Origin of the sequence: Coralloluteibacterium thermophilum (assembly GCF_042654365.1) — a bacterium.
Classification (GTDB): Bacteria; Pseudomonadota; Gammaproteobacteria; order Xanthomonadales; family Xanthomonadaceae; genus Coralloluteibacterium; species Coralloluteibacterium thermophilum.
In genome coordinates this window covers 170,173-194,064 of record NZ_JBHSGG010000017.1, presented here as the reverse complement: position 1 = coordinate 194,064, position 23,892 = coordinate 170,173, and the positions used below count along the sequence as shown (strand labels likewise).

Below are 23,892 nucleotides of genomic sequence, written 5' to 3'. Positions count from 1 at the left end.
AGCCGCTTCCATGCCGTTGCTCGCCCTCGGGCTCAACCACCAGACCGCCCCCGTGGCGCTGCGCGAGCGCGTGGCGGTGCCCGCGGCCGCGCTGGACCAGGCCCTGCGCGCCCTGCGCACGATGCCCGGGGTGGAGGAGGCGGCGCTGCTGTCGACCTGCAACCGCACCGAGGTCTACGCGCGGGTGGCGGACGTCGCCGACGACACCGTCGGGCGCTGGCTCGCCGAGCACCACGGCATCGAGGCGCAGCGCCTGGAGCCCTACCTCTACCGCCACCACGACGCCGACGCCGTCCGCCACCTGTTCCGGGTGGCCACCGGGCTGGACTCGCTGGTGCTGGGCGAGCCGCAGATCCTGGGCCAGGTCAAGCAGGCCTGGGCCGCGGCGCGCGACGCGCACGCGCTCAAGACGCCGCTCGACCGCCTGTTCCAGCAGTGCTTCACGGTGTCCAAGCGGGTGCGGACCGACACCCGCATCGGCGCCCACCCGGTCTCGGTGGCCTTCGCCGGCGTGCGCCTCGCCCAGCAGGTGTTCGCGCGGCTCGACCAGGCGACGGTGCTGCTCATCGGCGCCGGCGACACCATCGAACTCGCCGCCCGCCACCTGGCCGACGCCCAGGTCAAGCGCCTGCTGGTCGCCAACCGCACGCTCGAACACGCGCAGGCGCTGGCGCAGCGCTTCGGCGGCTACGCCCTGCCGCTGGCCGACCTGGATCGCCACCTCGCGGAGGCCGACATCGTCATCTCGGCCACCGCCAGCCGCCTGCCGGTGCTGAGCCGGGCCCAGGTGGCGCGCGCCCTGGGCGAACGCCGCCACCGCCCGATGTTCCTGCTCGACCTCGCGGTGCCGCGCGACATCGAGGCCGATGCCGCGCAGCTCGACGACGTCTACCTCTACACGGTCGACGACCTCGACCAGGTCATCGAGGAGAACCGCCGCTCGCGGCGCGAGGCCGCCGAGCAGGCCGAGGCCATCATCGAGCTGCAGGTCGGCCACTACATGGCCTGGTGGCACGCGCGCGACCGCCACGACGCGCTCAAGCGGCTGCGCGCCGGGGCCGAGGCCCAGCGCGCCGAGGCGCTGGCGCTGGCGCGCGAGCGCGTCGCCCGCGGGCACGATCCCGAGACGGTGATGGACTGGCTCGCCAACCGCCTCACCAGCCGCCTGCTGCACGCGCCGAGCGCGGCCCTGCGCGACGCCGCGCTGCGCGGCGACACCGACCTCCTGCGCGCCGCCGAGCGCCTCTACGGCCTCGACGAGGCCGCCACCCTCACCGGAGCCACTGCCGATGACGCCGGGCCTGCTGCGTAAGCTCGAAGCCCTGGCCGAACGTCGCGAGGAAGTCGGCCGCCTGCTGGCGGAGCCCGATGTCGTCGCCGACGGCGCGCGCTTCCGCGACCTGGCCCGCGAGTACGCCCAGCTCGAACCGCTGGCCGAGGGCATGGCCGCCCTGGACCGGGCGCGGCGCGAGCTGGCCGACGCCGAGGCGATGCGCGCCGACCCGGAGCTGCGCGACCTCGCCGACGAGGAGATTCCCGCCGCGCAGGCCCGCATCGCGGCGCTGGAGGAGGAGCTCGGACGCCTGCTGGTGCCGGTCGACCCGCGCGACGAGGCCAACCTCTTCCTCGAGATCCGCGCCGGCACCGGCGGCGACGAGGCGGCGATCTTTGCCGGCGACCTGTTCCGCATGTACGCCCGCTACGCCGAGAGCCGGCGCTGGAACGTGGAGATCCTGTCGGAGAGCCCGGGGGAGCACGGCGGCTACAAGGAGATCGTCGCCCGCATCGAGGGCCGCGGCGCCTACTCGCGGCTGAAGTTCGAGTCCGGTACCCACCGCGTGCAGCGGGTGCCGGCCACGGAATCGCAGGGGCGCATCCACACCTCGGCGGCGACGGTGGCGATCCTGCCGGAACTCGACGAGATCGACGACGTCCAGATCAACCCCGCCGACCTCAAGACCGACACCTTCCGCGCCTCGGGCGCGGGCGGCCAGCACGTCAACAAGACCGACTCGGCCATCCGCATCACCCACATCCCCACGGGCATCGTGGTGGAGTGCCAGGACGAACGCAGCCAGCACAAGAACCGCGCCCGCGCGCTGAGCCTGCTCAAGGCCCGCCTGCTGGACGAGGAGCGCGCGCGGCAGACCGCGGCGCAGGCGGAGTCGCGGCGGCTGCAGGTGGGCTCGGGCGACCGCAGCCAGCGCATCCGTACCTACAACTTCCCGCAGGGCCGCATCACCGACCACCGCGTCGAGGGCCTGACCCTGTACAAGCTCGACGAGATCGTCGCCGGCAACCTGGACGAACTCGTCGACCGCCTCACCCGCGAGCACCAGGCCGACGAGCTGCGCCTGCTGACGGAGGCGGGGTGACCGTCGGCGAGGCGGCGTGCCGGTGAGCGCCGACCCGCGCGCCGAGTACGAACGCCTGGCGCGGGCCACCCAGCTCCGCCCGCACGACCCGGCGGCCTGGCGCGATCTCGGCGTCTTCTACCTGGGGCTCGGCCAGGCGGCCGACGCACTGCGGCTGTTCGAGCGCGCCCTGCACGCGGGCCCGGACCTCCCCGCCTGCCTCTACCTGTGTCACTTGCGCCAGCAGGCCGGCGACCTCGGCGGGGCGGAACGGGCCGCGCGCGCGGCGCTCGCGCTCGACCCCGCGAGCGCCGACGCGTGGTTCCTGCTCGGCAGCGTGCAGACCGCGGCCGGGACGCCGGCCGAGGCCGCCGCGAGCTATGCGCGCAGCGCGGAGCGCCGCCCCGAGGCCGCCGAGACCTGGCACAACCTCGGCATCGCCCGCGATGCCGCCGGCGACAAGCCGGGCGCGCTCGCCGCGTTCCGCCGCGCGCTGGGCGTCGATCCCGGCCTCGCCGCGAGCCTGGCACAGGCGGTCTACCTGCAGCGCGAGCTGTGCGACTGGGAGGGCCTGGACGCGGCGGCCGCGCGCCTGCACGCCGCGGTCGAGGCCGGCGTTCCCGGCGCCACGCCGTTCTCCTTCCTGTCGGAACCGGTCTCCCCGGCGCTGCAGCTGCGCTGCGCGCGGCTGCATGCGGCGCGTCTCGAGGCGGAGGCCGCTCCCCTGCGCGCCCGCCTCGGTGCGGCACCCGCAGCGCGTACGACCGCGGGCGAGGAGGACATCCGGGTCGGCTTCGTCTCCTCCGGGTTCAACAATCATCCGACCGCGCTGCTGGTCGTCGAGCTGATCGAACGCCTGCGCGGCAGCGGGCTGGCCACCGTCGGGATAGCGACCCGGCCCGACGACGGCGGCGCCCTGCGACGCCGGCTGGCGGCGGCCTTCGACGGCTTCGTCGATGCCGGCGCGCTGTCGATGCCGGCGCTGGCCGCGCGCCTGCGCGCGGAGCGGCTCGACATCGTGTTCGACCTGCGCGGCTACGGCGACGGCACGGTCAGCGAGGCCTTCGCCGCGCGGGTCGCGCCGGTCCAGGTCAACTGGCTGGCCTATCCCGGCACCTCGGGCGCCGGCTTCATCGACTGGCTGCTCGCCGACGCAGTGACCGTGGATGCCGCCAACCGCGACGGCTTCAGCGAGGCGGTGCTGCGCCTGCCGCACTGCTTCCAGCCGTCCGACACCACCCGCGAGGTCGGCGTTCCACCGCCGCGCGAAGCGCTGGGGCTTCCGACGGCCGGCCCGGTCCTGGCCAGCTTCAACAACGCCTACAAGATCTCGCCCGCGGTCTTCGACGCCTGGATGCGCATCCTCGCAGGGGCGCCGGACGCCTGCCTGTGGCTGCTGTGCGCCAAGCACCCGGACGCCGACCGGCGCCTGCGCGCCGCGGCGGCCGCGCGCGGCGTGGATCCGGCGCGCCTCGTGTTCCAGCCCAAGCTGCCGCACGCGCAGTATCTCGCCCTGTACCGGCACGCCGACCTCTTCCTCGACACCTGGCCCTACGGCGCGCACACCACGGCGAGCGACGCCCTGTGGGCCGGCTGCCCGTTGCTGACCCTGCCGGGCCCGACCTTCGCCTCGCGCGTGGGCGCCTCGCTGCTGTCCACGCTCGGCGTCGCCGACGCGCTGGTCGCGGGCGACGTCGAGGACTACGTCGCCCGCGCGGTCGCCCTCGCGGGCGACGCCGACGCGCGCGCACGCCTGGCCGCGCGCCTGCGGCAGGCGCGCGACGACGCCCCGCTGTTCGACATGCGCCGCTTCGCGACGGACTTCGCGCGCGCGGTGCGCCACATGGTCGCCCGGAGCCGCGCCGGGCTCGCGCCGGCCGACCACGACCTCCCGCCCACTGGAGCGCCGCCATGACCGCCACCGCCGACTTCATCCCGCTCGCTCTCTGCGTGCTGACCGTCTCGGACACGCGCACGCCGGAGACCGACAGCTCCGGCGACTATCTCGTCGGGGCGCTCACCGCGGCCGGGCATCGGCTGGTCGGGCGCGCCCTGCTGCCGGACGACCGCTACCGGCTGCGCGCGGTGGTCTCGGCGTGGATCGCCGACGAGGGCGTGGACGGCATCCTGGTCACCGGGGGCACCGGCTTCACCGGCCGCGACTCGACGCCGGAGGCCCTGCTGCCGCTGTTCGACAAGGTCATGGACGGCTTCGGCGAACTGTTCCGCGCGATCAGCTTCGAGGAGATCGGCACCAGCTCGCTGCAGTCGCGCGCGGTGGCGGGGCTGGCCAACGGCACCTTCGTCTTCTGCGTGCCGGGCTCGACCTCGGCCTGCCGCACCGCGTGGGAGCGCCTGATCTCCGCCCAGCTCGACGCCCGGACCCGCCCCTGCAACCTCGCCACGCTGCGGCCGCGCCTGCGCGAGCGCTGATGCCCTTCCCTGTGCACGTGTTTCCGGCCCCGGCTGCGCGTGCCGCCCACGGCGCGGCGTCGGCGCTCCCATCCGGTGGGAAACGGCCCGCCCCGCGTCGCGCACGTCTCGAAGGACGTGACACGCTCTAGACTCGCCGCGGACGACGATGCGCGCCACGCAACGGCGCGGTCGCCGCCGGCGTCCTCCGATTTTCCGACCCTGCAGGCATCGCGACCCCGATGGATCCCATCCCCACCTCCAACCTCCTGCTCGCCCTTGCCGTCACCACCGCGGCGGGACTGGCGACAGGGCTCGGCGGCCTGCTCGTGTTCGCCTCGCGCACGCCCAATCCCCGCCTCCTCGCGTTCGGGCTCGCCTTCGCCGGCGGCGCGATGGTCTACGTGTCGCTGACCGAGATCCTCACCAAGTCGATCGAGGCCTTCACCCTCGGCTTCGGCGACCGCTTCGGGTTCACCTACGGCACGCTGTGGTTCCTGGGGGGCGTCCTGCTGATCGTCGCCATCGACCGCCTGGTGCCCAACCCGCACGAACGGCTGGCGGTGGACGACCCGTACTTCCGCGAGAACAACCGCGACTACATCCGGCGCGTCGGCCTGCTGACCGCGGTGGCGATCACCGCGCACAACTTCCCGGAAGGGCTGGCGACCTTCTTCGCGATGCTGGAGAACCCCGGCATCGGCCTGCCGCTGGCGTTCGCGATCGCCATCCACAACATTCCCGAGGGCATCGCGATCGCGATCCCGGTGTACTACGCGACCCACAACAAGGCCTACGCGTTCGTGGCCTGTCTCGTCTCGGGCATGGCCGAACCGGTCGGCGCCGTGCTGGGCTACCTGGTGCTGGCGCCGTATCTGTCGCAGGCGGTGTTCGGCGCCGTGTTCGGCGTCATCGCGGGCGTCATGGTCTTCCTTGCCCTGGACGAACTCCTGCCCACCGCCAAGCGCTACGCCAAGGGGCACGAGACCGTCTACGGCCTGGTCACCGGCATGGGCGCGCTGGCGGTGAGCCTGGTGCTGTTCAAGTGGTAGCCCGCCGCGCGGACCCGCGCGACGCTCAGTAGGTGTGGAAGCCGCCCCCGGCGGCGACGTCGAGCTCGACCGGCTCGCGCCGCACCGCGTCCACCCGCGCGGCTTCCGGCCCCTGCCACAGCCAGCGCTCCAGGGCGTCCACCGCCTCGGGCTCGCCGATGGCCAGGACCTCCACGCCGCCGTCCTCGAGGTTGCGCGCGTAGCCGCGGATGTCCAGGCGCTCCGCCACGTCGCGAGCGCTGGCGCGGAAGAACACGCCCTGCACGTAGCCTTCGACGAAGAAGCGCGCCGCGATCACGCGGCGGCCTCGTGCGCGGCGATGGCCGCCTCGAGCTCCTCCGAGGTCACCGGGCCGAGGAAGCGGCGCGCGACGGCGCCGTCCGGCGCCACCAGCCACGTCGTCGGCAGGCCCCGCGGGGGCTGGATGCCCTCCGGCGTGGCGTAGACGTCGACGATGGCGATGGGATACCCGGCCGGATGCTCCTCCAGGAAGGCGCGCATGGCCTCGGGCTCGATGTCCTCGTAGGCCAGGCCGATGACGCGCACGTCCTCCCTGCGCGCCGCGAAGGCGGTGAGGTCGGGGATCTCCTTGAGGCAGGGCGTGCACCAGGTGGCCCAGAAGTTGACCACGACCCAGCGCCCGCGTTCGGCGGCGAGGTCGAAGCGGCCGTGGTCGAGGGTGTCCAGCGCGAAGGCGATGGTGGGTTCGCCCGTGGTCGCATCGGCCCCGGGGGCGCCTGCCGGCGCAGCCGTCCCGTCGGCGCCGGCGCCGGCGGGTTCCGGCGCCGGCGGGGCCGGTGGCGGGGCTTCGCCGCAGGCGGAGAGCAGCAGGACGAGGGCGATGCCGGCGATGCGGGTCATGGGAGGGCGGGTTCCTCGATGTCGTTGAGATAGCTGCCGACGCTGCGGCGCAGGGCGTCGCGCATCGGCAGGCGCAGGTCGTCGAGCGCGGCGGCCGCGGCCCTGCCGAGCGCGTCGTCGCGGCAGGGCAGCCGCGCCTCGGCGATCGGCACGCGCAGCGCCGCGGACTCGTAGAGCTCGTCGAGGCTGATGTCGTCGAGATCGCGCGTCAACAGCCACTCGCCGTGCTCGCTGCGCTGGACCACGCGGATGTCGGCCAGCTCGCCGAGCATGCGCTGCAGCATGTCGTCGGTGAGGCAAGGCTCCAGCAGGTGGATGATGTCGGTGCGCAGCCCGCGCCCGCGCGCCCGCGCCTGGCGCAGGCGCCCCAGCAGCCGCAGCATGCCGAACAGCTCGTAGCCCGGGGGCAGGCGCATGGCCGCCGGCTGGTAGCGGAAGGCCGACAGCGCGGCGGCGAAGGTCGCGCCCAGCAGCACCACCACCCAGCTCAGGTACAGCCAGAACAGGAAGATCGGCAGCACCGCCAGCGCGCCGTAGATCTGCTGGTAGGACGCGTTGCGCAGGTAGAGCGCGAAGCCCCACTTGGCCGCCTCGAACAGCACGGTGGCCAGCAGGCCGCCGGCCACCGCGTGGCGCAGCGCGACCGTGCGGTTCGGGATGACCGCGTAGGCGAGGGTGAAGACCGCCAGCTCGATCAGCCAGGGCAGCAGGCGCAGCAGGCGTTCCACGAGGCTCGGCGTGCCCAGCCCGGAGAAGCCGGGCAGCGCGAACAGGAAGGACGAGGCGGCGAGCGCGGCCACCGCCATCAGCGCACCGAGGGTCAGGACCGTCCAGTAGACCAGGAAGCGGGTCATGCTCGGGCGCGTGGTGCGCACCCGCCAGATCCGGTTGAAGGTCGCCTCGACGCTGGCCATGGTCCACAGCGCGATGGCCAGCAGGGTGATGACGCCGACCATGGTGAGCCGGCTCGCCGCGGCCGCGAACCCGGTCAGGTACTCCTCGACCGCGCGTGCCGAGCCCGGGACGAAATTCTGGAAGACGAAGTGGGTGAGCCGCTCGCTCCAGTCGCTGAAGACCGGGAAGGCCGACAGCACGCCGAACACCGCCGTCGCCAGCGGCACGAGGGCGAACACCGTCGTGTACGACAGCGATCCCGCCACCTCCAGGCAGCGGTCGTCGCGGAAGCGCCGCCACAGGAACAGCGAGAAGCTCCGGATCCGCTCGCGATCGATCCGTTCGGCCCAGGCGCGGAGGACGGTGAGGGGTTGCATGGGGGGAGGATACTGGCCGGGTCGTTGGAAGCGGGAGGCGGCAGAGGCGGGAAGTGGGAATCGGGAATCGGGAATCGGGAATCGAGAATGGAGATGCCTGGTGCCGGGGTGCCCGGTTCCACAGGAGGCCGGCCGGGCACCGCCCCCCCCCAACTGGACGCCGCGCCCCAGGTCCCCATTCCCCATTCCCACTTCCCGCCCCCCGTTCCCCCATCCCCCGTATCCCCCTACCCTACCCCCCTCCCCTCCCTCCCTCCCAGCCGATGCCCGACATCCTCGTCCTCTACTACAGCCGCGGTGGCGCGGTCGCACGGTTGGCGCGGATGGCGGCGCGCGGGGTCGAGGAGGTCGAGGGCATGCAGGCACGGCTGCGCAGCGTGCCGCCGGTGGCGCCGGTGACCGAGACGGCGCGGCCGCCGGAGCCCGACGAGGGCGCCCCCTACGCGACCAAGGCCGACATCGCCGAGTGCGCGGGCCTGCTGCTGGGCAGCCCGACGCGCTTCGGCAACATGGCTGCGCCGCTCAAGCACTTCATCGACAGCCTGGGCCCGGAATGGGCGATGGGCACGCTCGTCGGCCGACCGGCCGGCGTGTTCACCTCGACCGCCTCGCTGCACGGCGGCCAGGAGGCGACCCTGCTCAGCATGATGCTGCCCCTGCTGCACCAGGGCATGCTGGTGATGGGCATCCCCTACACCGAGCCCGATCTCGGCCGCACCCGCAGCGGCGGGACGCCCTACGGTGCCAGCCACGTGTCCGGCCAGGACGACGACCCGGTCCTGACCGACGAGGAACAGCGCCTGGCGCGCGCGCTGGGACGGCGCGTGGCCGAGGCGGCGCGGAGGCTCGCGGCATGAATGCCCATCGCCTCGCCCTGCTCGGGATCATCGCGCTGACCGTCCTGCAGCCGGTCTGGCACGTCTGGCTGATGCCGCCGCGGCAGGCCGACCCCGGCATGACCGCGCTGCTGTTCTCCCTCCCCCTGCTGCCGGTGCTGGTGCTGGGCATGCTGCGCCGGCCGAGCACGACCTTCTGGGGATCGGTCGTCGCCCTGCTCTACTTCGTGCACGGCGTGACCGAGGCCTGGGGCAGCGACGGCGTCAATCCGCTCGCCCTGATCGAGATCGCGCTGGCCTGCGGGATCGTGCTCGCCGCGAGCTGGACCGGCATGCGCGCGCGCTTCGCCCGGCGCCGCGGCCGGACGCCGTAGAATCCCGCCTTTTCAGCGAGGCGGAATCTCCCGATGGACCAGCTGTGCATCGTCACCACCGGCGGCACGATCGACAAGGTCTACTTCGACGACAAGTCGGACTTCCAGGTCGGCGAGCCCCAGATCGGGCGCATCCTCGAGGAGCTCGGCGTCGCCTTCCGCTTCACCGTGATCCCGCTGGTCCGCAAGGACAGCCTGCACCTCACCGACGACGACCGCGCCCTGATCCGCCAGGCCATCCTGGCCCAGCCGGCGCGGCACGTGCTGATCACGCACGGCACCGACAGCATGGTGCAGACGGCCCGGGTGCTGGCCGACGTGCCCGACAAGACCATCGTGCTGACCGGCGCGCTCAATCCGGCGCGCTTCCGCGGATCGGACGCCGAGTTCAACATCGGCTGCGCCGTCGGCGCCGTGCAGACCCTGCCGCCCGGCGTCTACATCGCCATGAACGGGCGCATCTGGGACCCGCACAAGGTCCGCAAGAACGTCGAGGCCAACCGCTTCGAGGCGCTTTGAGGCAGGAGTGAGTGGAGAGGAGTGAAAAACGAATGCGGCCAGCCGCGCTCGCGTGCGGGGCGACGGCCCGCTTTCCCCTTGCTCGTTTCTCACTCCTCCCTACTCACTCCTCAAGCTCCTGACACCGGTTACTTGTGCGACGCCGCGTGCCGCTTCTGCTGCGGTGCGGAATAGTTGCGCGATGAACAGTTCCCTCGACAGCCTCAACCGCTGGGTCGACGACGTCGCCCGGCTCACCCGCCCCGACCGCATCCACTGGTGCGACGGGAGCGATGCCGAAGCCGACATCCTGCGCCGCAGGATGGTCGAGCGCGGCGAACTCATCGAACTCAACCCCGACAGCCATCCCGGCTGCACCCTGCACCGCTCGCATCCTGACGACGTCGCGCGCGTCGAGCACCTGACCTTCGTGTGCACGCGCGAGGAGGCCGACGCCGGCCCGAACAACCACTGGATGGCGCCGGACGCCGCGCATGCGAAGATGGACGCGCTGTTCGACGGCTGCATGCGCGGCCGCACCCTCTACGTGGTGCCCTACTGCATGGGCCCGATCGATTCGCCGCTGTCGCGCTGCGGCGTGGAGATCACCGACAGCCCCTACGTGGTGCTCAACATGCGGCTGATGACGCGCATGGGCAGCGCGGCCCTGGCGCGGATCGAGCGCGAAGGCCGCTTCGTGCGCGGGCTGCACTCCACCGGCGAGCTCGACCCGGAGCGCCGCTTCATCATGCACTTCCCGGAGGAGCTCACCATCAAGAGCTACGGCTCCGGCTACGGCGGCAACGCCCTGCTCGGCAAGAAGTGCCACGCCCTGCGCATCGCCAGCTTCCAGGCGCGGCAGGAGGGCTGGCTCGCCGAGCACATGCTCATCGTCGGCATCCAGAACCCCGAGGGCCGCACGCACTACGTCGCCGCGGCGTTCCCGAGCGCCTGCGGCAAGACCAACCTCGCCATGCTGATCCCGCCCGAGCGCTATGCACGGGCAGGCTGGAAGGTGTGGACGGTCGGCGACGACATCTGCTGGATGACGCCCGGCCCCGACGGCCGCCTGTGGGCGATCAACCCGGAGGCCGGCTTCTTCGGCGTCGCCCCGGGCACCTCGGCCAGGACCAACCCCAACGCGCTGGCGATGCTCGACCGCGATGCGATCTTCACCAACGTCGCGGTGGACGCGGAGAACCGCCCCTGGTGGGACGGGCTTCCCGGCGCCCCGGTGACGGACTGGAAGGGCAACCCCGCAGCCGGGGACGCGCCGGCCGCGCATCCGAATTCGCGTTTCACGGTCTCCGCGCGGCAGTGCCCGAGCTGGTCGCCGCACGCCGAGGACCCGCAGGGCGTGCCGATCTCGGCCATCGTCTTCGGCGGCCGCCGCGCCTCGCTGGTGCCGCTGGTGTTCGAAGCCTTCGACTGGAGCCACGGCGTCCTCGTCGGTGCCGCCATGGCCTCGGAGACGACGGCCGCGGCGACCGGCGCGGTCGGCGTGCTGCGCCGCGACCCGATGGCGATGAAGCCCTTCTGCGGCTACCACTTCGGCGACTACTGGGCCCACTGGCTCGGCTTCGAGCGCCCGGGCGCGGAGCTGCCGCGGATCTTCCACGTCAACTGGTTCCGCAAGGGCGAGGACGGCCGCTTCCTGTGGCCGGGCTTCGGCGAGAACATGCGCGTGCTGGAGTGGATGGTGCGCCGCATCGAGGGCAGCGCCGACGCGGTGGACAGCCCGATCGGCCGCCTGCCGGCGGCGGAAGCCCTCGACACCGCCGGCACCGGCGTCGATCCCGCGACGCTGGACGCCCTCCTCGAGGTCGATCCCGCCGCATGGGAGGCGGAGTTCCGGGACATCGAGGCGTTCTTCGCCGACTACGCGCCACGGGTGCCGGAGCGGCTCCACGCGCGCCTCGCGCATCTGCGCGAAGGCGCCGCCGCTGCCGCCGCCGCGACGACGACGACCTAGCGGCGCAGGGAAGATCGGGAGACGGAAGCGCGCGCAACCCGCGCGCCCTTCCGGCCGCGGCCGGCACGTGCCGGCCCGCGGCGGAGGAGAGCGGGCCGCGCGCCGGCTCGCCGGCCGCGGCCCGCCGCACCGCTACTCAGTAGTTCGCCACCAGCGTCACGCCGGAATAGCTGGAGTAGCCGCGCACCAGCACGTGCCAGGTGGTGGCCTGCGGACTGGAGAAGGTGCAGGTCTCGTTGTTGCCGGACAGGTAGGGCCGGCAGTCGTAGCTGCTGGTGGTCGGCGCGCTCCCGCGGCGCACGTACAGGTCGGCATCGCCGCTGCCGCCGGAGATCCGCACCTGCAGGCTGCTGCGACCGGGCGGCACGACGATGGTGTAGCGGCGCTCGCTGCCGCTGCTGCCCGAGAGGCCGGACACCGGCACGCCACTGGCCAGCTGGTTGGGCGGCGGCGGCTCCGGGTTCCCGCCCCCGCCGCCCTGCGCCGCCAGCACCGCCGCATGCGCATCGACGATGCCCGCGCCACAGCCGCCCGAGCAGGCGCCGGGGAGCGGCCGCGCGGTGTTCTTGAGGATGGTCTCTACCTGCGCCGGCGTCAGCGGCGTCGGCGCCACCGACTGCATCAGCGCGACCACGCCGGCCACGTGCGGCGCCGCCATCGAGGTGCCGTTGTAGGAGGCGTAGCCCGCGCTGCCCTGCGTCGTGCTGCCGGTGTTCAGTGTCGAGAGGATGCCCTGCCCCGGCGCGGACACGTCGATGCCGGCACCGTAGTTCGAGAAGCTCGCGCGCGCGCCCTGGCGGGTCGTCGCGGCCACCGCGATGACGTTCTGGCAGTTCGCGGGCACCGCGCCCGACACGTTGGTGTTGCTGTTGCCCGCCGCCACCACGACGGTGGTGCCGCGGTTGACCGCGCCGTTGATCGCGCTCTGGTAGCTCGACGAACAGCTGCCGCCGCCGCCCAGGCTCATGTTGATGACCTCTGCCGGATTGGCGTTGGCCGGTACGCCGGGAACGCTGCCCCCGGAGGACCAGGTGATCGCGTCGACGATGTCGGAGGTGTAGCCGCCGCACTTGCCCAGCACGCGCGCGTGGACCAGCCTGGCGCCGTAGGCCACGCCGGCCACGCCCACACCGTTGTTGCCGACCGCCGCCACCGTGCCGGCCACGTGCGTGCCGTGCCAGCTCGACGCGCTGGCCGGACGGCCGATGCCGCACTCGTTGGCGCCGTACCAGTCGCCCTCGTCGTTGGGGTTGCCGTCGCGCGCATTGCCGTCCCGCGCCATCGCCGCGTCGCTGATGAAGTCGTAGCCAGGCAGCGTGTTGCCGACCAGGTCGGGATGCGGCGTGCTGCCGGTGTCGATGATGGCGACGACCGTGCCGGCGCCGGTGGTGATGTCCCACGCCGGCGGCAGATTGATGCCGCCGGTGGGCTCGTGGTAGTGCCACTGCTCGGCGTAGCGCGGATCGTTGGGCGTGGCGAGCGGCCGCATGAGCTGGTCCACCTCGACGTACTCCACGCCGGGCACGCTGGCGAGCTCCCGCATCAGGGCCTCGGCGGCATCGCGGTCGAGCGCGCGGTCGAGCCGGACCAGGTCCGCGCCGACGGACAGGCGGCGCATGTGCTCGAGTCGCGGCGCGACGCGCGCGCCCGAGAGGGGCGCCGCACGCGCGGCCGCGCCCGAGAGCACGGCCGCGACCCGGGCGGGCGCGGCCGCCTCGGCGCTGCCGTCGGCGAACTTCACGATGAAGCGGTGGTAGCGGCCCTCGTCGGCCAGTGCGGACGTATCGACGCGGGCGGCGAACGCCGGCGCGGCGGAGAGGGCGGTGGCGACGGCGGCGACGAGCAGGCCGCGGCGGAGCGTGGTGCGGATCGATGACATGGGAGCGTCCCTGAAAACGTGGGTCCAAGGTTTCGCCGCACCCGTCCGGGCGCAGCGCGCGACGTACACACATCCGCCCCCTGTCGCGCCTGCGGCGCGTGGCTGAAACAGCCCTGTCACGATCTTGTGCCGGCCAGGCGCCAGCAAACCTTGAACGGGATCAAGGTTCTTCGGGAACCGCCCGCGCAGGCGTGAGCCCGGGGTCGAGGCACCGCGATGGATGGGTGAAGCGGGGACGCCCCGGTCGTGAGCGATGGCGGTGGGGCTGCGCCTGTGCCCTGTGCCCTGTGCCCTGCGCCCTGTGCCCTGGGCTTAGGGCTTAGGGCCTGGGCATTGAGTACCTGCCCCCGGCCCGGCCCGGCCCGGCCCACAGGCTCACAGCATCCCGGTTTCCAGCCGCGCCGCCTCCGACATCATGGTCTGGTTCCATGGCGGGTCGAACACGAGCTCCACGTCGGCTTCGGCGACGGTCGGGATGAGTTCCAGCTTGCTGCGCACGTCGTCGACCAGGATCTCACCCATGCCGCAGCCGGGGGCGGTCAGGGTCATGCGCACGTCCACGCGGCGCTCGCCGCTTTCGGTGCGGCCGAGTTCGCACTCGTAGATCAGGCCCAGGTCGACGATGTTGACCGGGATCTCCGGGTCGAAGCAGGTCCGCAGCTGCAGCCAGACCAGCCGCTCGACGTCCTCGTCGGTGGCCTCGGGGGGCAGCTCGGGCGGGTCGACCGGCTCCTTGCCGATCGCATCGGCATCCTGCCCGGCGACGCGGACGAGATTGCCCTCGACGAAGACCGTGAAGCTGCCGCCCAGCGCCTGGGTGATGTAGCCCGCGGTGCCGGCGGGCATGGTGACGCGATCGCCCTGGGGAACGAGGACGACCTCGCAGTCTCGCTCGAACCGGATCGGCTCGCTGGTACGGGAGTAGCTCATCTGTATCGCTTCGCGGGGGATGTCGCTATGGTACGGCGCCCTAGAGCGCGTTAAGCACTTCGAGATGAGATGCGTGGGCCGTCTGCGGCGCGGAACCGGTGTGGCAGGGCGCAGCCTTGGCTGCCCGCCGGGGCAGGCCCTGCGGCGCCGGCTCGGTGCCGCTGACGCCGCACGCCAGCCCGCTTCGCACTCACCTCGAAGTGCATGACACGCTCCAACAGGTGTAGCCGCCGCGTGCCGAGTACAACCCCTTCGCGCTGGATCCTCGCCGTGTTCGCGCTCGCGGCGGGCGTGCTCGGCGTCGCCGCCGTCTGGGCCCTCGCGAGCGTGATGCTCGGCGGCCTGCAGGGCTGGATGGCCTTGGTGGCCGCCGCCGATGCCGCCCTCCTGCTGCGCCTGGCCGGCGTCGCCCCGGGGCGCGTGCGGAGCCTGGCCGCGGTCCTGGCGACGCTGGCCACCGCCGCGCTCGCCGCCTGGTTCAGCGTCGCCGGCGAACTCGCGCCCCTGTTCGGCCTGCGCCCGCTGGACGCGGTGCTGCGCCTCGGCACGGACACCGCCGTCCTGCTGGTCCGGCAGGCGGCGACCGTCGCGGACCTGGCCTGGGTCGGGCTTTCCCTGCCCGTCGCCGCGTGGCTCGGCGCGGGAAAGAAGGAGGAATGAGCCGGGAGGCGCTTCGCCGCGCCATGTGGACGCGAAGCCCTGGGGACCGGACGCGCCGCGTCGCTCCGCTCAATGCCCGCCGTCGAGCGCCTTGAGCTCGGCGACCAGCTGGTTGGCCATCTCCGCGCCGTCGCCGTAGAGCATGCGGGCGTTGTCGGCGTAGAACAGCGCGTTCTCGATCCCGGCGAAGCCGGTGCCGCGCCCCCGCTTGATCACGATGACGTTGCGCGCCGCGGCCACGTCCAGAATGGGCATGCCGTAGATCGGCGAGGCGGGGTCGGTCTTCGCCACCGGATTGACCACGTCGTTGGCGCCGATCACCAGGGCGACGTCGGTGGTCGCGAACTCGGGATTGATCTCGTCCATGTCCGCGATGAGGTCGTAGGGCACCCCGGCCTCGGCGAGCAGCACGTTCATGTGGCCCGGCATGCGGCCGGCCACCGGATGGATGGCGAAGCGCACCTTCACCCCGCGCTCGATCAGCTTCTGCGACAGCTCCCAGATCTTGTGCTGGGCCTGGGCCACCGCGAGGCCGTAGCCCGGCACGATCACCACCCGTTCGGCGTAGGCCATCATGGCGGCGACGTCGCCGGCCTCGATGGGCTTCTGCGCGCCCTCGACCGCCTGTGCCTGCCCGCCGCCGCCGAAGCGCGCGAACAGCACGCGGGAGATCTTCCGGTTCATGGCCCTGGCCATCAGCCGGGTCAGCAGCAGGCCGGCCGCGCCGACCATGGTGCCGGCGATGATCAGCGCCTCGTTCTGCAGCACGTAGCCCTCGAAGGCGACGGCCAGGCCGGTCAGGGCGTTGTAGAGCGAGATCACCACCGGCATGTCCGCCCCGCCGATCGGCAGCGTCACCAGCACGCCGATGGTCAGGGCGACGAGGAAGAAGGCCACCACCATCCAGGCCGAGGGCATGGCGTCGATGCCGACGCGGAAGCCGTGTCCCGCGAACAGGAGAGCGAGGACCACGGCCCCCGCCAGCAGCGCCAGGTTGATCGCGTTCTGCCCCGGCAGCGCCAGGCGCCTGTCCAGGCGGCCGTCGAGCTTGGCCCAGGCCACCACCGAGCCGGACAGGGCGATCGACCCGATCAGCCCGCCGAGCAGGGCCAGCTCGGCCTGCGGATGCGGGATCTGCAGCAGGGTCATGCCGCCGACGACCGCCGGGTCGGCCACCGGGCTGAGCATGCGCAGCAGTTCGACCGCGCCGATCGCCGCGGCGGCGCCGCCGCCCATGCCGTTGTAGAGCGCGACCATCTGCGGCATGTCCGTGATCGCCACCTTCTTGCCGGACACCCACGCCAGCACCGTGCCGAGCGCCAGCGCGACGAGGATCAGTCCGAGGTTGTGCAGGTCGGGCAGGAGGAAGGTGACGAAGGTCGCCAGCAGCATGCCGAGGCCGGCCCAGCGGATGCCGCTGCGCGCGGTCGCCGGCGAGGCCATGCGCTGCAGGCCGAGGAGGAACAGCGTCGCGGCGGCGAAGTAGCTGGCGTCGATCAGGAACCCGAGCGCGCCGCTCATGCCGAGCCCTCCCCGCCCGCGCCCGGCTTCTTCGAGCTCCTGAACATCTCGAGCATGCGCTCGGTGACCACGTAGCCGCCGGCCGCGTTGCCGGCGCCCAGCGCCACCGCGACGAAGCCGATGGCCTTCTCCAGCGTGGTCTCGGCGTGGCCGAGCACGCCCATCGCGCCGATCAGCACGATGCCGTGGATGAAGTTCGATCCCGACATCAGCGGCGTGTGCAGGATCACCGGCACCCGCGAAATGATGACGTGGCCGGCGATGGCCGCCAGCATGAAGATGTAGAGCGCCACGAACCCGTCGATCATCGTCGTCCCGTCCCGTTGTCGCGCGGCCGCCGCCGCATGGCCTGCGATGTGCCCCCGCTCAGCCGAGCAGCCGTCCGGCGTGCGCGTAGGCCGTCTTCGCGATCAGCTCGTCGTCGAAGTCCAGCACGAGCCCGCCGTCCTTCAGCATCGGCGCGAGGAAGTTCCACACGTTGCGCGCGTACATCTCGCTGGCGTGCAGCGCGCCGCTGCTGGCCAGGTCGAGCGGCCCGATCACCACCACGCCCCCGACCTCGACCGATTCGCCCGGCACCGTCGCCTCGCAGTTGCCGCCGGTCTCGGCGGCGAGGTCGACGACGACGCTGCCCGGCCGCATCCCCTCCACCATGGCGCGGCTCAGGATGCGCGGCGCCGGGCGCCCCGGCACCGCGGCCGTGGTGATCGCCACGTCCACGCCCTTCAGGTGTTCGGCGAGGCGCTGCTGCTGCTCGGCACGCTCCTCGGCGTCGAGCTCCCGGGCGTAGCCGCCCTCGCCCGCCGCGCTGACGCCGAGGTCGAGGAAGCGCGCGCCGAGGGATTCGATCTGCTCGCGCGTCTCCGGGCGGACGTCGAACCCCTCGACCTGCGCGCCCAAGCGGCGCGCGGTGGCGATGGCCTGCAGGCCCGCGACGCCGGCGCCGATCACCAGCACCTTCGACGGCCTGATCGTGCCCGCCGCGGTCGTGAGCATCGGGAAGAAGCGCGGCGCGCGCTCGGCCGCGATCAGCGCGGCCTTGTAGCCGGCCATGCCGGCCTGCGAACTGAGCACGTCCATCGCCTGCGCGCGCGTGGTGCGCGGCAGGCGTTCGAGCGGGAAGGCGGTGAGCCCGCCGGCGACGTAGCGCTCTGCCCGCGCAGCGTCCGCGTGGGGCGCGAGCAGGCCGATCACGACCGCGCCGGGCCTGAGCCGCTCCAGCACCGGGAGCGGCGGGGCCTGCACGGCGAGCACCACGTCCGCGTCCGCCAGGGCCTCCGGCAGCGCACCGTCGGCGACGGTCTCGGCCTCGGCATAGGCGTCGTCGGGAAAGAAGGCCCGCGCCCCGGCACCCACCTGCAGGCGCACCCGCGCCCCGGCGGCCCGCATCCTGCGGCAGGTCTCCGGCGTCGCCGCGACCCGGCGCTCGCCCGCCGCGCTCTCGCGCAGCACCACGATCTCGACGGCCATGCTTCCCTCCAGAGATGGCGGCCCACGCCACAGCCTGCCACACCCTTCGGGGCAAGTGCGAAACGGCGCCGGGGCCGCCTGTCGGGCGTGCGCCGACGGCGGCGCATGCGTCCCCGTTCTGCGCGGGGCGACACGCCCGGCAGGCGGGATCTCGACGATGGACTCCCCGCGCGCGGTCCTGGCCGCGGTGGGCCTCAGGCGACCGGCGCGCCGTTCCGGTTGACCGCCGCGCCGAGGCGGCCGAGCACCTGGTGCATGGCCTGCTCGAAGGCGGTGTCGCCCTCGCGGATGACCAGCTCGCCGGCGTGCAGCTTGGCCGCCAGCTCCTCGAGCGAGGCCACGCAGATGCGCAGGCCGCGGCGATTGACGAACAGCCGCTTGCTCGAGATGGGGCTGATCCAGGACAGCTTGGCCGGCTTCATCTCGCCGTCGGCGTCGCGCAGCTCGATCCAGGTGCCGACCTTGAGCGCGCGCAGGCGCTCCATCTCCTCCGGCAGATGGGTGCCGACCTCGACCGGCTCCTCCTCGGTCGGAGAGGCCTGCTCCATGCGTGGCATCGGCACCGCGAGCGCCTCGACCACCCGTGCGGTGCTGCCCTCGGCCCCCGACAGCTCGGCGGCGATGGCGTCGGCCTGCGCGGCCGCGGCGCCGGGATCGCCGCCCGCGGTGGAGAGCATGGTGTCGATCGCGGCCTGCAGCACCTCGCGCGCCTGCACCCGGGCCTGTTCGTCGGCGGGCCAGTTCGCGGTCAGGGTCAGTACCTGCTCGCCCAGCGCGAGCGCGTCGCGGTAGGCGGTGGCACCGATGCCGCCGCGCAGGATCACCATGGTGAGGTGGTGCAGCCAGGCGTTGTTCAACAGCATGCGCACCGCCGGCGAGGGCTCTCGCCCCGCCAGGGTGGCGTCGAGGTCGGCCATGGCGCGCGCCCGCGCGCGGTCCAGGCGCTCGCGGCCCTGCTGGGCCTCGGCGGCGCGCTTCTCCGCGAGGGCGACCCGGCGCCGGTAGCGCTCGACGAACTCGTTGAAGTCCTGCTCCACCGCCTCGAAGATCGCGATGTCCTCGTTGAACTCGTGGGTGAGCCGGTCCACCGCATGCTCGACCTGGTCGAGGAGTTCCCGGTCGCGCTCCGGCTCGCCGCCGGCCAGGGCCTCCGACAGCGAGTTGAGCAGGCGGCGCGCCGGATGCGTCTTGCGCAGGAACATGCGCCGGTCGAGCAGGGCGACCTTGACGTAGGGCACGAGCAGCCGGCCCAACAGGGGCCGCGCCCCGGTCGGCAGGTCGCGCTCGTCGAGCAGCACGTCGAAGAGCATGCCGACCAGGTCGATGGCGTCCTCGTCCGTCGGGTCGACGCGGGTCTCGCCCGGGTTCAGGCCGAGGCGCTCGGCGTTCTTGAGCAGTTCGTTCTTGAGCAGCCCGGTGACGGACTGCTCGGGATCCTCGATGGCCGCCTGCACGTTGAGCGGCGGGTGCGCCTGCAGCAGGGAGAGGATCGACAGCATCTCGCGCGAACTCAGCGGACGCGCCCCGCTGCCGCCGCCGGCCGCCTGGGCCGGCAGCCCCGGCGCCACGGCGGGCGCGCCCGCGCCCGGCGCCGCCACGCGCTGCTCGCGGTAGGCCTGCAGCAGTTCCGAGAGCGTCTCGTAGAGGAGGTCGTCCTGCGCCTCGGCACCGCGCGCGCCCTCGCCCGCGGCGCCGGACACGCCCGCGGCCTGCAGCGCGGCGCGCGCGTCGGCGACGACCTCGCGCACGTCCCGCCCGTCGGCGTCGATCGCCCGCGACGCGCCCGTGCGCGGTCGGGCCGGGGCCGCCGGGTCCGGGACCGTCGGCAGCACGCCCGCCTCGGCGAGACGCTGGTTGAGGTCCAGGCACAGCGCATCGATGCGGCCGCCGAGGGCGCGCTCGTAGAGCTTGAACAGGACGAGCTTGACCGCGATGCCGATCTCGAGGCCGCGCAGGGCCACGCCGAGACCGGCCGCGACGTAGGCCGCGCCGGCGGGATTCTGGGCGGGATCGAGGCTGGCGAGCCCCGCCGCCGCGGCGACGCGCTGGTCCAGCGTCTGCAGGCTGCGCCCGAGCCGCCGCTGCAGCGTCTGCGCGAGCATGTCGATCGCGAGCTGCTCCTCGAGATCGTCCTCGGCCACGAGGCGCAGCTCGCCTTCGCGCGCGGGCGCATCGCCGAGGCGCTCCGCCGAGCGCGGTTCGCCCGCCTCGAGCGCGCGGAACCCGGCGCGGAAGTGCTCGCCGTAGGCGCCCAGCACCTGCTCGCGCTTGAGCCGGAGCTCGCGCATGGCGTCGAAGTACTGCTGGTGCCGCCCGTGCCCGCCGGCGGCTCCGCCCTGGAGGAAATCGAACAGCGTGTCGTCGACCTGCCCCAGGGCCTCCGCGAGCATGGCGACCAAACGCGACTGCGTGATCTCCGCGACCTGCGCCAGCGCGGCGCGGGCGGCGGGCGACGCACCCGTGCGGCGGCCAGTGATGTCCACCACGTTTTCAGGGCGCGGTGCGCGGTCCATGACAACCATCGGGGGGCGGGGGGATGCGCCTGAAGCGCAGGCAGCGCACCATAGCCGGCACGTATCGAAACCGGCTGCGATGCGCGTCACAGTCCATGTGCGGTCGGGCGGCTGCTAGAGTGCCCGCATGCCTCACTCCGTTCAAGGCGCGCTCGGGCGCCTCCTGAGCCGTCGTTCGGTCCCGAGTCGTCTCCTCGCCGCGCCCGGCCCCGACGCCGCGCAACTGCGGCGGATGCTCGAAGCGGCCTCGCGCGTGCCCGACCACGGCAACCTCGCGCCCTGGCGCTTCATCGCCATCGACGGCGACGCCCGCCTCGCGCTGGGCGAGCGCCTCGCGGCGCGCGCGCGGGTGCGCGATCCCGGTGCGCCGGACGCGGTGGTCGAGAAGGCGCGCCGGCGGTTCGCGCAGGCGCCGCTGGTCGTCGCGGTCGTCTGCCGGCCGCTGCGCGACCACAAGGTCCCGGTGATCGAGCAGCAGCTCACCACCGGCTGCGTGTGCTTCGCCCTGCTTCAGGCCGCCGATGCCCTCGGCTTCGGCGCCCAGTGGCTGACCGGCTGGGCCGCCTACGATCGCCCCTTCCTCACCGAGCTGGGGCTGGCCCCGGACGAGGAGCTCCTGGGCTTCGTCCACATCGGCACGCCCACCGAGGTCGTGCCCGATCGCGAGCGCCCCGACCCGGATGCCCGCCTGAGCGCCTGGCGGCCGCTCTGACATGCACGCGCCGACGCACGCACCGCTGTACCTGGTGGACGCCAGCCTCTACGTGTTCCGTGCCTGGCACGCGGCGGACCTCGACGCGGTCGACGCCGAGGGCCAGCCCGCCGGGGCGGTGCACGGCTTCGCGCGCTTCCTGCTGGAGTTCCTCGAGCGCCAGCGCCCCGTGCGCATGCTGCTGGCCTTCGACGAGGCCCTGCGCACCGGCTTCCGCAATGCGCTGTTCCCTGCCTACAAGGCGAACCGGCCGCCGCCGCCCGACGACCTGCGCCGGCAGTTCGCGCACTGCCAGGCGCTGTGCCGCGCGCTGGGCCTGACGGTGCTGGCGGACACCCGCTACGAGGGCGACGACCTCATCGGCAGCGCGCTGGCGCGGCTGCGCACGGACATCCCGCACGGGGTCATCGTCTCGGCCGACAAGGACCTGTCGCAGCTGCTGGTGGGCGACGATGAGCAGTGGGACTACGCGCGCAACCTGCGCTGGCGCGCCCACGAGGTGAAGGCCCGCTACGGCGTGCATGCGCACCAGATCGCCGACTACCTCGGCCTGACCGGCGACGCCATCGACAACATCCCGGGCGTGCCCGGCATCGGCGCCAAGACGGCCGCGGTGCTGCTGGCGCACTTCGGCAGCCTCGACGCCCTGCTCGACCGGATCGACGAAGTGCCCTACCTGCGCCTGCGCGGCGCCGCGACCTGTGCCGAGCGCCTGCGCACCCACCGCGCGCAGGCGCTGCTGTCACGGCAGTTGGCGACACTGGCGCTGGACGCCCCGCTGCCCGAGGACTTCGGTGGCGCCGAGCGCCGGCCGGCGGATGCCGCGGCGCTCGACGCGCTGATGGAGCAGGTGCGCTTCGGCCCGATGAGCCGGCGGCGCCTGCGCGAGGCGGCGGCCCTGTAGACCCGAACCGAGCCCGTCAGCACGCGCCATGGACCAGATCGAGACCCTGTGGGAAGGCAAGTACCTGCGGATCAAGCGCCGCGGGACCTGGGAGTTCGTCGAGCGCACCAACGCCGACGGCATCGCGGTGATCATCCTGGCGGTGACGCCGCAGGACGAACTGCTGTTCGTCGAGCAGTACCGCGTGCCGGTCGACGCGAAGACCATCGAGATGCCCGCCGGCCTCGTGGGCGACGTCCACGGCAGCGAGAGCGTGGAACTCGCCGCCGCGCGCGAACTGGAGGAAGAGACCGGCTGGCGCCCCGCGTACTGCGAGCTGCTGATGACGGGCCCGAGCACGGCCGGCATGTCGAACGAGAAGGTCGCCTTCGTCCGCGCCACCGGGCTCACCCGCATCCACGACGGCGGCGGCGACGCGAGCGAGGACATCGTCGTCCACGCGATCCCCCGCGCCGACGCGCCCGCCTGGCTCGCCGCCCGCATGGCGGAGGGCTATGTCATGGATGCCAAGGTGTGGGCGGGGTTGTGGTTCGTGGAGCGAGGGGTTGGAGGGCGGGAATCGGGAATGGGGAATCGGGACCCGAAGGCGACACCGACGCGCACGGATTGATCCGCCCGCAGCGCCTCAGGCGGCAGAGCGACCGCCGCCGAGCCACTGTCCCACCGGTCAACGCACGCTCCCATTCCCGATTCCCGCTTCCCCCCAACCGCTTCACCCCACCCGATACCCATCCGTCGCCCGCACCAGCGCGGCGGCGATCTCGGGCTCGAAGGCGGAATGGCCCGAGGTGGGGCAGATCTCCAGCCGGGCCTGCGGCCAGGCCCTGTGCAGGTCCCAGGCGTTGGCGACGGGACAGACAACGTCGTAGCGCCCGTGCACGATGGTGCCGGGGATGTCGGCGAGGCGGTGCGCGTCGCGCAGCAGCTGGTCCTCGACCTCGAAGAAGCCGCCGTTGACGAAGTAGTGGCACTCGATGCGCGCGAAGGCCAGGGCGAACTGCGGGTCCTCGTGCGCGGCCATGAAGTCCGGGTCCTGGTGCAGGTAGCTGGTCGCCGCCTCCCACACCGACCAGGCGCGCGCCGCCGCCAGACGCGTGGCCTCGTCCTCCGAGGTCAGCCGGCGGTGGTAGGCGGAGATGAGGTCGTGCCGCTCCACCGGCGGGATCGGCTTGAGGTACTGCTCCCAGGCGTCCGGGAACAGGCGCGAGGCGCCCTCCTGGTAGAACCACTCCAGCTCCCACCGGCGCAGCATGAAGATGCCACGCAGCACCAGCTCGCTCACCCGCTGCGGATGCGTCTCGGCGTAGGCCAGGGCCAGCGTCGAGCCCCAGCTGCCGCCGAACACCTGCCAGCGGTCGATGCCGAGGTGTTCGCGCAGGCGCTCGATGTCGGCGACGAGGTCCCAGGTGGTGTTGTCGACGAGGTCGGCATGCGGGGTCGAGCGACCGGCGCCGCGCTGGTCGAACAGCACGATGCGGTAGGCCGCCGGGTCGTGGAAGCGGCGCATCTTCGGGCTGCAGCCGCCGCCCGGGCCGCCGTGCAGGATCACCACCGGCTTGCCCTCGGGATTGCCCACCTGCTCGTAGGCGAGCGAATGGCGGTCGTCCACGCGCAGGCGGCCGCTGTCGTAGGGCTGGATCTCGGGGTAGAGCGGGTCGGTCATGGTCGGTCCG

General features: G+C 73.2%; 23 protein-coding genes. 13 read left to right on the top strand and 10 right to left on the bottom strand.

The features are described from left to right. The first annotated feature begins 10 nt into the window (after window positions 1–10). The 5 genes from hemA (at window position 11) to zupT (ending at window position 5,818) form a co-directional block, all read left to right on the top strand. Window positions 11–1,312, top strand: coding sequence for a glutamyl-tRNA reductase (hemA, locus tag ACFO3Q_RS07110; protein ID WP_377003942.1), 1,302 nt, complete (start codon window positions 11–13; stop codon window positions 1,310–1,312). Then, the gene (prfA, locus tag ACFO3Q_RS07105) at window positions 1,290–2,375 is read left to right on the top strand and encodes a peptide chain release factor 1 (protein WP_377003941.1); all 1,086 of its coding nucleotides are present in this window, start codon (window positions 1,290–1,292) and stop codon (window positions 2,373–2,375) included. The genes hemA and prfA overlap by 23 nt, the downstream gene beginning before the upstream one ends. 22 nt (window positions 2,376–2,397) lie before the next feature. After that, the gene (locus ACFO3Q_RS07100; protein WP_377003940.1) at window positions 2,398–4,269 is read left to right on the top strand and encodes an O-linked N-acetylglucosamine transferase, SPINDLY family protein; all 1,872 of its coding nucleotides are present in this window, start codon (window positions 2,398–2,400) and stop codon (window positions 4,267–4,269) included. Beyond that, entirely contained in the window at window positions 4,266–4,787 is a 522-nt protein-coding gene (gene moaB / locus ACFO3Q_RS07095) for a molybdenum cofactor biosynthesis protein B (RefSeq protein ID WP_377003939.1), read from the top strand. The genes ACFO3Q_RS07100 and moaB overlap by 4 nt, the downstream gene beginning before the upstream one ends. A gap of 221 nt (window positions 4,788–5,008) precedes the next feature. Continuing rightward, on the top strand, window positions 5,009–5,818 hold the full coding sequence (gene zupT / locus ACFO3Q_RS07090; protein ID WP_377003938.1) for a zinc transporter ZupT: 810 nt from the start codon (window positions 5,009–5,011) through the stop codon (window positions 5,816–5,818). 25 nt (window positions 5,819–5,843) lie between these two features. Here zupT and ACFO3Q_RS07085 read toward each other — a convergent pair whose 3' ends face one another. The 3 genes from ACFO3Q_RS07085 to ACFO3Q_RS07075 are packed head-to-tail and all read right to left on the bottom strand — an operon-like array spanning window position 5,844 to window position 7,950. Beyond that, entirely contained in the window at window positions 5,844–6,116 is a 273-nt protein-coding gene (locus ACFO3Q_RS07085; protein ID WP_377003937.1) for an acylphosphatase, read from the bottom strand. Then, window positions 6,113–6,679 carry a TlpA family protein disulfide reductase gene (locus tag ACFO3Q_RS07080; protein ID WP_377003936.1) on the bottom strand — a complete coding sequence of 189 codons (567 nt, stop codon included), beginning with the start codon at window positions 6,677–6,679 and terminating at the stop codon, window positions 6,113–6,115. The genes ACFO3Q_RS07085 and ACFO3Q_RS07080 overlap by 4 nt, the downstream gene beginning before the upstream one ends. Next, on the bottom strand, window positions 6,676–7,950 hold the full coding sequence (locus tag ACFO3Q_RS07075; RefSeq protein WP_377003935.1) for a YihY family inner membrane protein: 1,275 nt from the start codon (window positions 7,948–7,950) through the stop codon (window positions 6,676–6,678). The genes ACFO3Q_RS07080 and ACFO3Q_RS07075 overlap by 4 nt, the downstream gene beginning before the upstream one ends. Before the next feature lie 263 nt (window positions 7,951–8,213). Between ACFO3Q_RS07075 and wrbA the strand changes: the two genes are divergently transcribed. The 4 genes from wrbA (at window position 8,214) to ACFO3Q_RS07055 (ending at window position 11,630) form a co-directional block, all read left to right on the top strand. Continuing rightward, window positions 8,214–8,807: an NAD(P)H:quinone oxidoreductase gene (gene wrbA, locus ACFO3Q_RS07070; protein ID WP_377003934.1), complete on the top strand. Its 594-nt coding sequence runs from the start codon at window positions 8,214–8,216 to the stop codon at window positions 8,805–8,807. Continuing rightward, window positions 8,804–9,160, top strand: coding sequence for a DUF2069 domain-containing protein (locus ACFO3Q_RS07065; RefSeq protein WP_377003933.1), 357 nt, complete (start codon window positions 8,804–8,806; stop codon window positions 9,158–9,160). Before wrbA ends, ACFO3Q_RS07065 begins: the two co-directional genes overlap by 4 nt. 33 nt (window positions 9,161–9,193) lie before the next feature. Further along, on the top strand, window positions 9,194–9,679 hold the full coding sequence (locus ACFO3Q_RS07060; RefSeq protein ID WP_377003932.1) for an asparaginase domain-containing protein: 486 nt from the start codon (window positions 9,194–9,196) through the stop codon (window positions 9,677–9,679). Between the two features lie 181 nt (window positions 9,680–9,860). Continuing rightward, entirely contained in the window at window positions 9,861–11,630 is a 1,770-nt protein-coding gene (locus ACFO3Q_RS07055) for a phosphoenolpyruvate carboxykinase (GTP) (protein WP_377003931.1), read from the top strand. Window positions 11,631–11,766: 136 nt separating this feature from the next. Here the strand turns inward: ACFO3Q_RS07055 and ACFO3Q_RS07050 are convergent, their stop codons facing one another. Together ACFO3Q_RS07050 and sufT are read right to left on the bottom strand one after the other, a co-directional pair. Beyond that, window positions 11,767–13,509, bottom strand: coding sequence for a S8 family serine peptidase (locus tag ACFO3Q_RS07050; protein ID WP_377003930.1), 1,743 nt, complete (start codon window positions 13,507–13,509; stop codon window positions 11,767–11,769). 375 nt (window positions 13,510–13,884) lie between these two features. Further along, window positions 13,885–14,439 (bottom strand): putative Fe-S cluster assembly protein SufT, encoded by a 555-nt coding sequence (gene sufT, locus ACFO3Q_RS07045; RefSeq protein WP_377003929.1) that lies wholly within the window; start codon window positions 14,437–14,439, stop codon window positions 13,885–13,887. Between the two features lie 234 nt (window positions 14,440–14,673). On the opposite strand from sufT, the gene ACFO3Q_RS07040 reads away from it, so the two are divergent. Continuing rightward, complete coding sequence (locus tag ACFO3Q_RS07040) at window positions 14,674–15,099, top strand: hypothetical protein (RefSeq protein ID WP_377003928.1); 426 nt, start codon at window positions 14,674–14,676, stop codon at window positions 15,097–15,099. 69 nt (window positions 15,100–15,168) lie between these two features. Here the strand turns inward: ACFO3Q_RS07040 and ACFO3Q_RS07035 are convergent, their stop codons facing one another. The 4 genes from ACFO3Q_RS07035 to ACFO3Q_RS07020 all read right to left on the bottom strand — a co-directional run bounded on the left by ACFO3Q_RS07035 (window position 15,169) and on the right by ACFO3Q_RS07020 (window position 20,603). Next, window positions 15,169–16,620: an NAD(P)(+) transhydrogenase (Re/Si-specific) subunit beta gene (locus ACFO3Q_RS07035; protein ID WP_377003927.1), complete on the bottom strand. Its 1,452-nt coding sequence runs from the start codon at window positions 16,618–16,620 to the stop codon at window positions 15,169–15,171. Next, window positions 16,617–16,928, bottom strand: coding sequence for an NAD(P) transhydrogenase subunit alpha part 2 (locus ACFO3Q_RS07030; protein WP_377003926.1), 312 nt, complete (start codon window positions 16,926–16,928; stop codon window positions 16,617–16,619). The genes ACFO3Q_RS07035 and ACFO3Q_RS07030 overlap by 4 nt, the downstream gene beginning before the upstream one ends. A gap of 58 nt (window positions 16,929–16,986) precedes the next feature. Further along, window positions 16,987–18,090 carry an NAD(P) transhydrogenase subunit alpha gene (locus tag ACFO3Q_RS07025; RefSeq protein WP_377003925.1) on the bottom strand — a complete coding sequence of 368 codons (1,104 nt, stop codon included), beginning with the start codon at window positions 18,088–18,090 and terminating at the stop codon, window positions 16,987–16,989. Between the two features lie 194 nt (window positions 18,091–18,284). Further along, complete coding sequence (locus tag ACFO3Q_RS07020; protein ID WP_377003924.1) at window positions 18,285–20,603, bottom strand: DUF1631 family protein; 2,319 nt, start codon at window positions 20,601–20,603, stop codon at window positions 18,285–18,287. Between the two features lie 127 nt (window positions 20,604–20,730). Between ACFO3Q_RS07020 and ACFO3Q_RS07015 the strand changes: the two genes are divergently transcribed. Genes ACFO3Q_RS07015 through ACFO3Q_RS07005 form a run of 3 tightly spaced genes read left to right on the top strand, consistent with a single transcriptional unit; the run spans window position 20,731 to window position 22,829 of the window. Further along, a complete protein-coding gene (locus ACFO3Q_RS07015; protein WP_377003923.1) occupies window positions 20,731–21,315 on the top strand; it encodes a nitroreductase family protein in 585 nt (194 codons plus the stop codon). 1 nt (window position 21,316) lies between these two features. Beyond that, the gene (locus ACFO3Q_RS07010; protein ID WP_377003922.1) at window positions 21,317–22,219 is read left to right on the top strand and encodes a 5'-3' exonuclease; all 903 of its coding nucleotides are present in this window, start codon (window positions 21,317–21,319) and stop codon (window positions 22,217–22,219) included. Window positions 22,220–22,247: 28 nt separating this feature from the next. After that, window positions 22,248–22,829 (top strand): NUDIX hydrolase, encoded by a 582-nt coding sequence (locus tag ACFO3Q_RS07005; protein ID WP_377003921.1) that lies wholly within the window; start codon window positions 22,248–22,250, stop codon window positions 22,827–22,829. 102 nt (window positions 22,830–22,931) lie between these two features. Here ACFO3Q_RS07005 and pip read toward each other — a convergent pair whose 3' ends face one another. Continuing rightward, window positions 22,932–23,882 (bottom strand): prolyl aminopeptidase, encoded by a 951-nt coding sequence (gene pip, locus ACFO3Q_RS07000; protein WP_377003920.1) that lies wholly within the window; start codon window positions 23,880–23,882, stop codon window positions 22,932–22,934. Between the last annotated feature and the right edge of the window lie 10 nt (window positions 23,883–23,892).

What these genes read in the sequence shown, in the direction of transcription:
- zupT (WP_377003938.1), top strand. Translation starts at nt 5,009, where the DNA reads ATGGATCCCATCCCCACCTCCAACCTCCTGCTCGCCCTTGCCGTCACC.
- moaB (WP_377003939.1), top strand. Translation starts at nt 4,266, where the DNA reads ATGACCGCCACCGCCGACTTCATCCCGCTCGCTCTCTGCGTGCTGACC.
- ACFO3Q_RS07050 (WP_377003930.1), bottom strand. Translation starts at nt 13,509, where the DNA reads ATGTCATCGATCCGCACCACGCTCCGCCGCGGCCTGCTCGTCGCCGCC.
- ACFO3Q_RS07020 (WP_377003924.1), bottom strand. Translation starts at nt 20,603, where the DNA reads ATGGACCGCGCACCGCGCCCTGAAAACGTGGTGGACATCACTGGCCGC.
- ACFO3Q_RS07060 (WP_377003932.1), top strand. Translation starts at nt 9,194, where the DNA reads ATGGACCAGCTGTGCATCGTCACCACCGGCGGCACGATCGACAAGGTC.
- prfA (WP_377003941.1), top strand. Translation starts at nt 1,290, where the DNA reads ATGACGCCGGGCCTGCTGCGTAAGCTCGAAGCCCTGGCCGAACGTCGC.
- ACFO3Q_RS07005 (WP_377003921.1), top strand. Translation starts at nt 22,248, where the DNA reads ATGGACCAGATCGAGACCCTGTGGGAAGGCAAGTACCTGCGGATCAAG.
- ACFO3Q_RS07065 (WP_377003933.1), top strand. Translation starts at nt 8,804, where the DNA reads ATGAATGCCCATCGCCTCGCCCTGCTCGGGATCATCGCGCTGACCGTC.
- wrbA (WP_377003934.1), top strand. Translation starts at nt 8,214, where the DNA reads ATGCCCGACATCCTCGTCCTCTACTACAGCCGCGGTGGCGCGGTCGCA.
- ACFO3Q_RS07015 (WP_377003923.1), top strand. Translation starts at nt 20,731, where the DNA reads ATGCCTCACTCCGTTCAAGGCGCGCTCGGGCGCCTCCTGAGCCGTCGT.
- hemA (WP_377003942.1), top strand. Translation starts at nt 11, where the DNA reads ATGCCGTTGCTCGCCCTCGGGCTCAACCACCAGACCGCCCCCGTGGCG.
- sufT (WP_377003929.1), bottom strand. Translation starts at nt 14,439, where the DNA reads ATGAGCTACTCCCGTACCAGCGAGCCGATCCGGTTCGAGCGAGACTGC.
- ACFO3Q_RS07055 (WP_377003931.1), top strand. Translation starts at nt 9,861, where the DNA reads ATGAACAGTTCCCTCGACAGCCTCAACCGCTGGGTCGACGACGTCGCC.
- ACFO3Q_RS07075 (WP_377003935.1), bottom strand. Translation starts at nt 7,950, where the DNA reads ATGCAACCCCTCACCGTCCTCCGCGCCTGGGCCGAACGGATCGATCGC.
- ACFO3Q_RS07025 (WP_377003925.1), bottom strand. Translation starts at nt 18,090, where the DNA reads ATGGCCGTCGAGATCGTGGTGCTGCGCGAGAGCGCGGCGGGCGAGCGC.
- ACFO3Q_RS07010 (WP_377003922.1), top strand. Translation starts at nt 21,317, where the DNA reads ATGCACGCGCCGACGCACGCACCGCTGTACCTGGTGGACGCCAGCCTC.
- ACFO3Q_RS07080 (WP_377003936.1), bottom strand. Translation starts at nt 6,679, where the DNA reads ATGACCCGCATCGCCGGCATCGCCCTCGTCCTGCTGCTCTCCGCCTGC.
- ACFO3Q_RS07035 (WP_377003927.1), bottom strand. Translation starts at nt 16,620, where the DNA reads ATGAGCGGCGCGCTCGGGTTCCTGATCGACGCCAGCTACTTCGCCGCC.
- ACFO3Q_RS07030 (WP_377003926.1), bottom strand. Translation starts at nt 16,928, where the DNA reads ATGATCGACGGGTTCGTGGCGCTCTACATCTTCATGCTGGCGGCCATC.
- pip (WP_377003920.1), bottom strand. Translation starts at nt 23,882, where the DNA reads ATGACCGACCCGCTCTACCCCGAGATCCAGCCCTACGACAGCGGCCGC.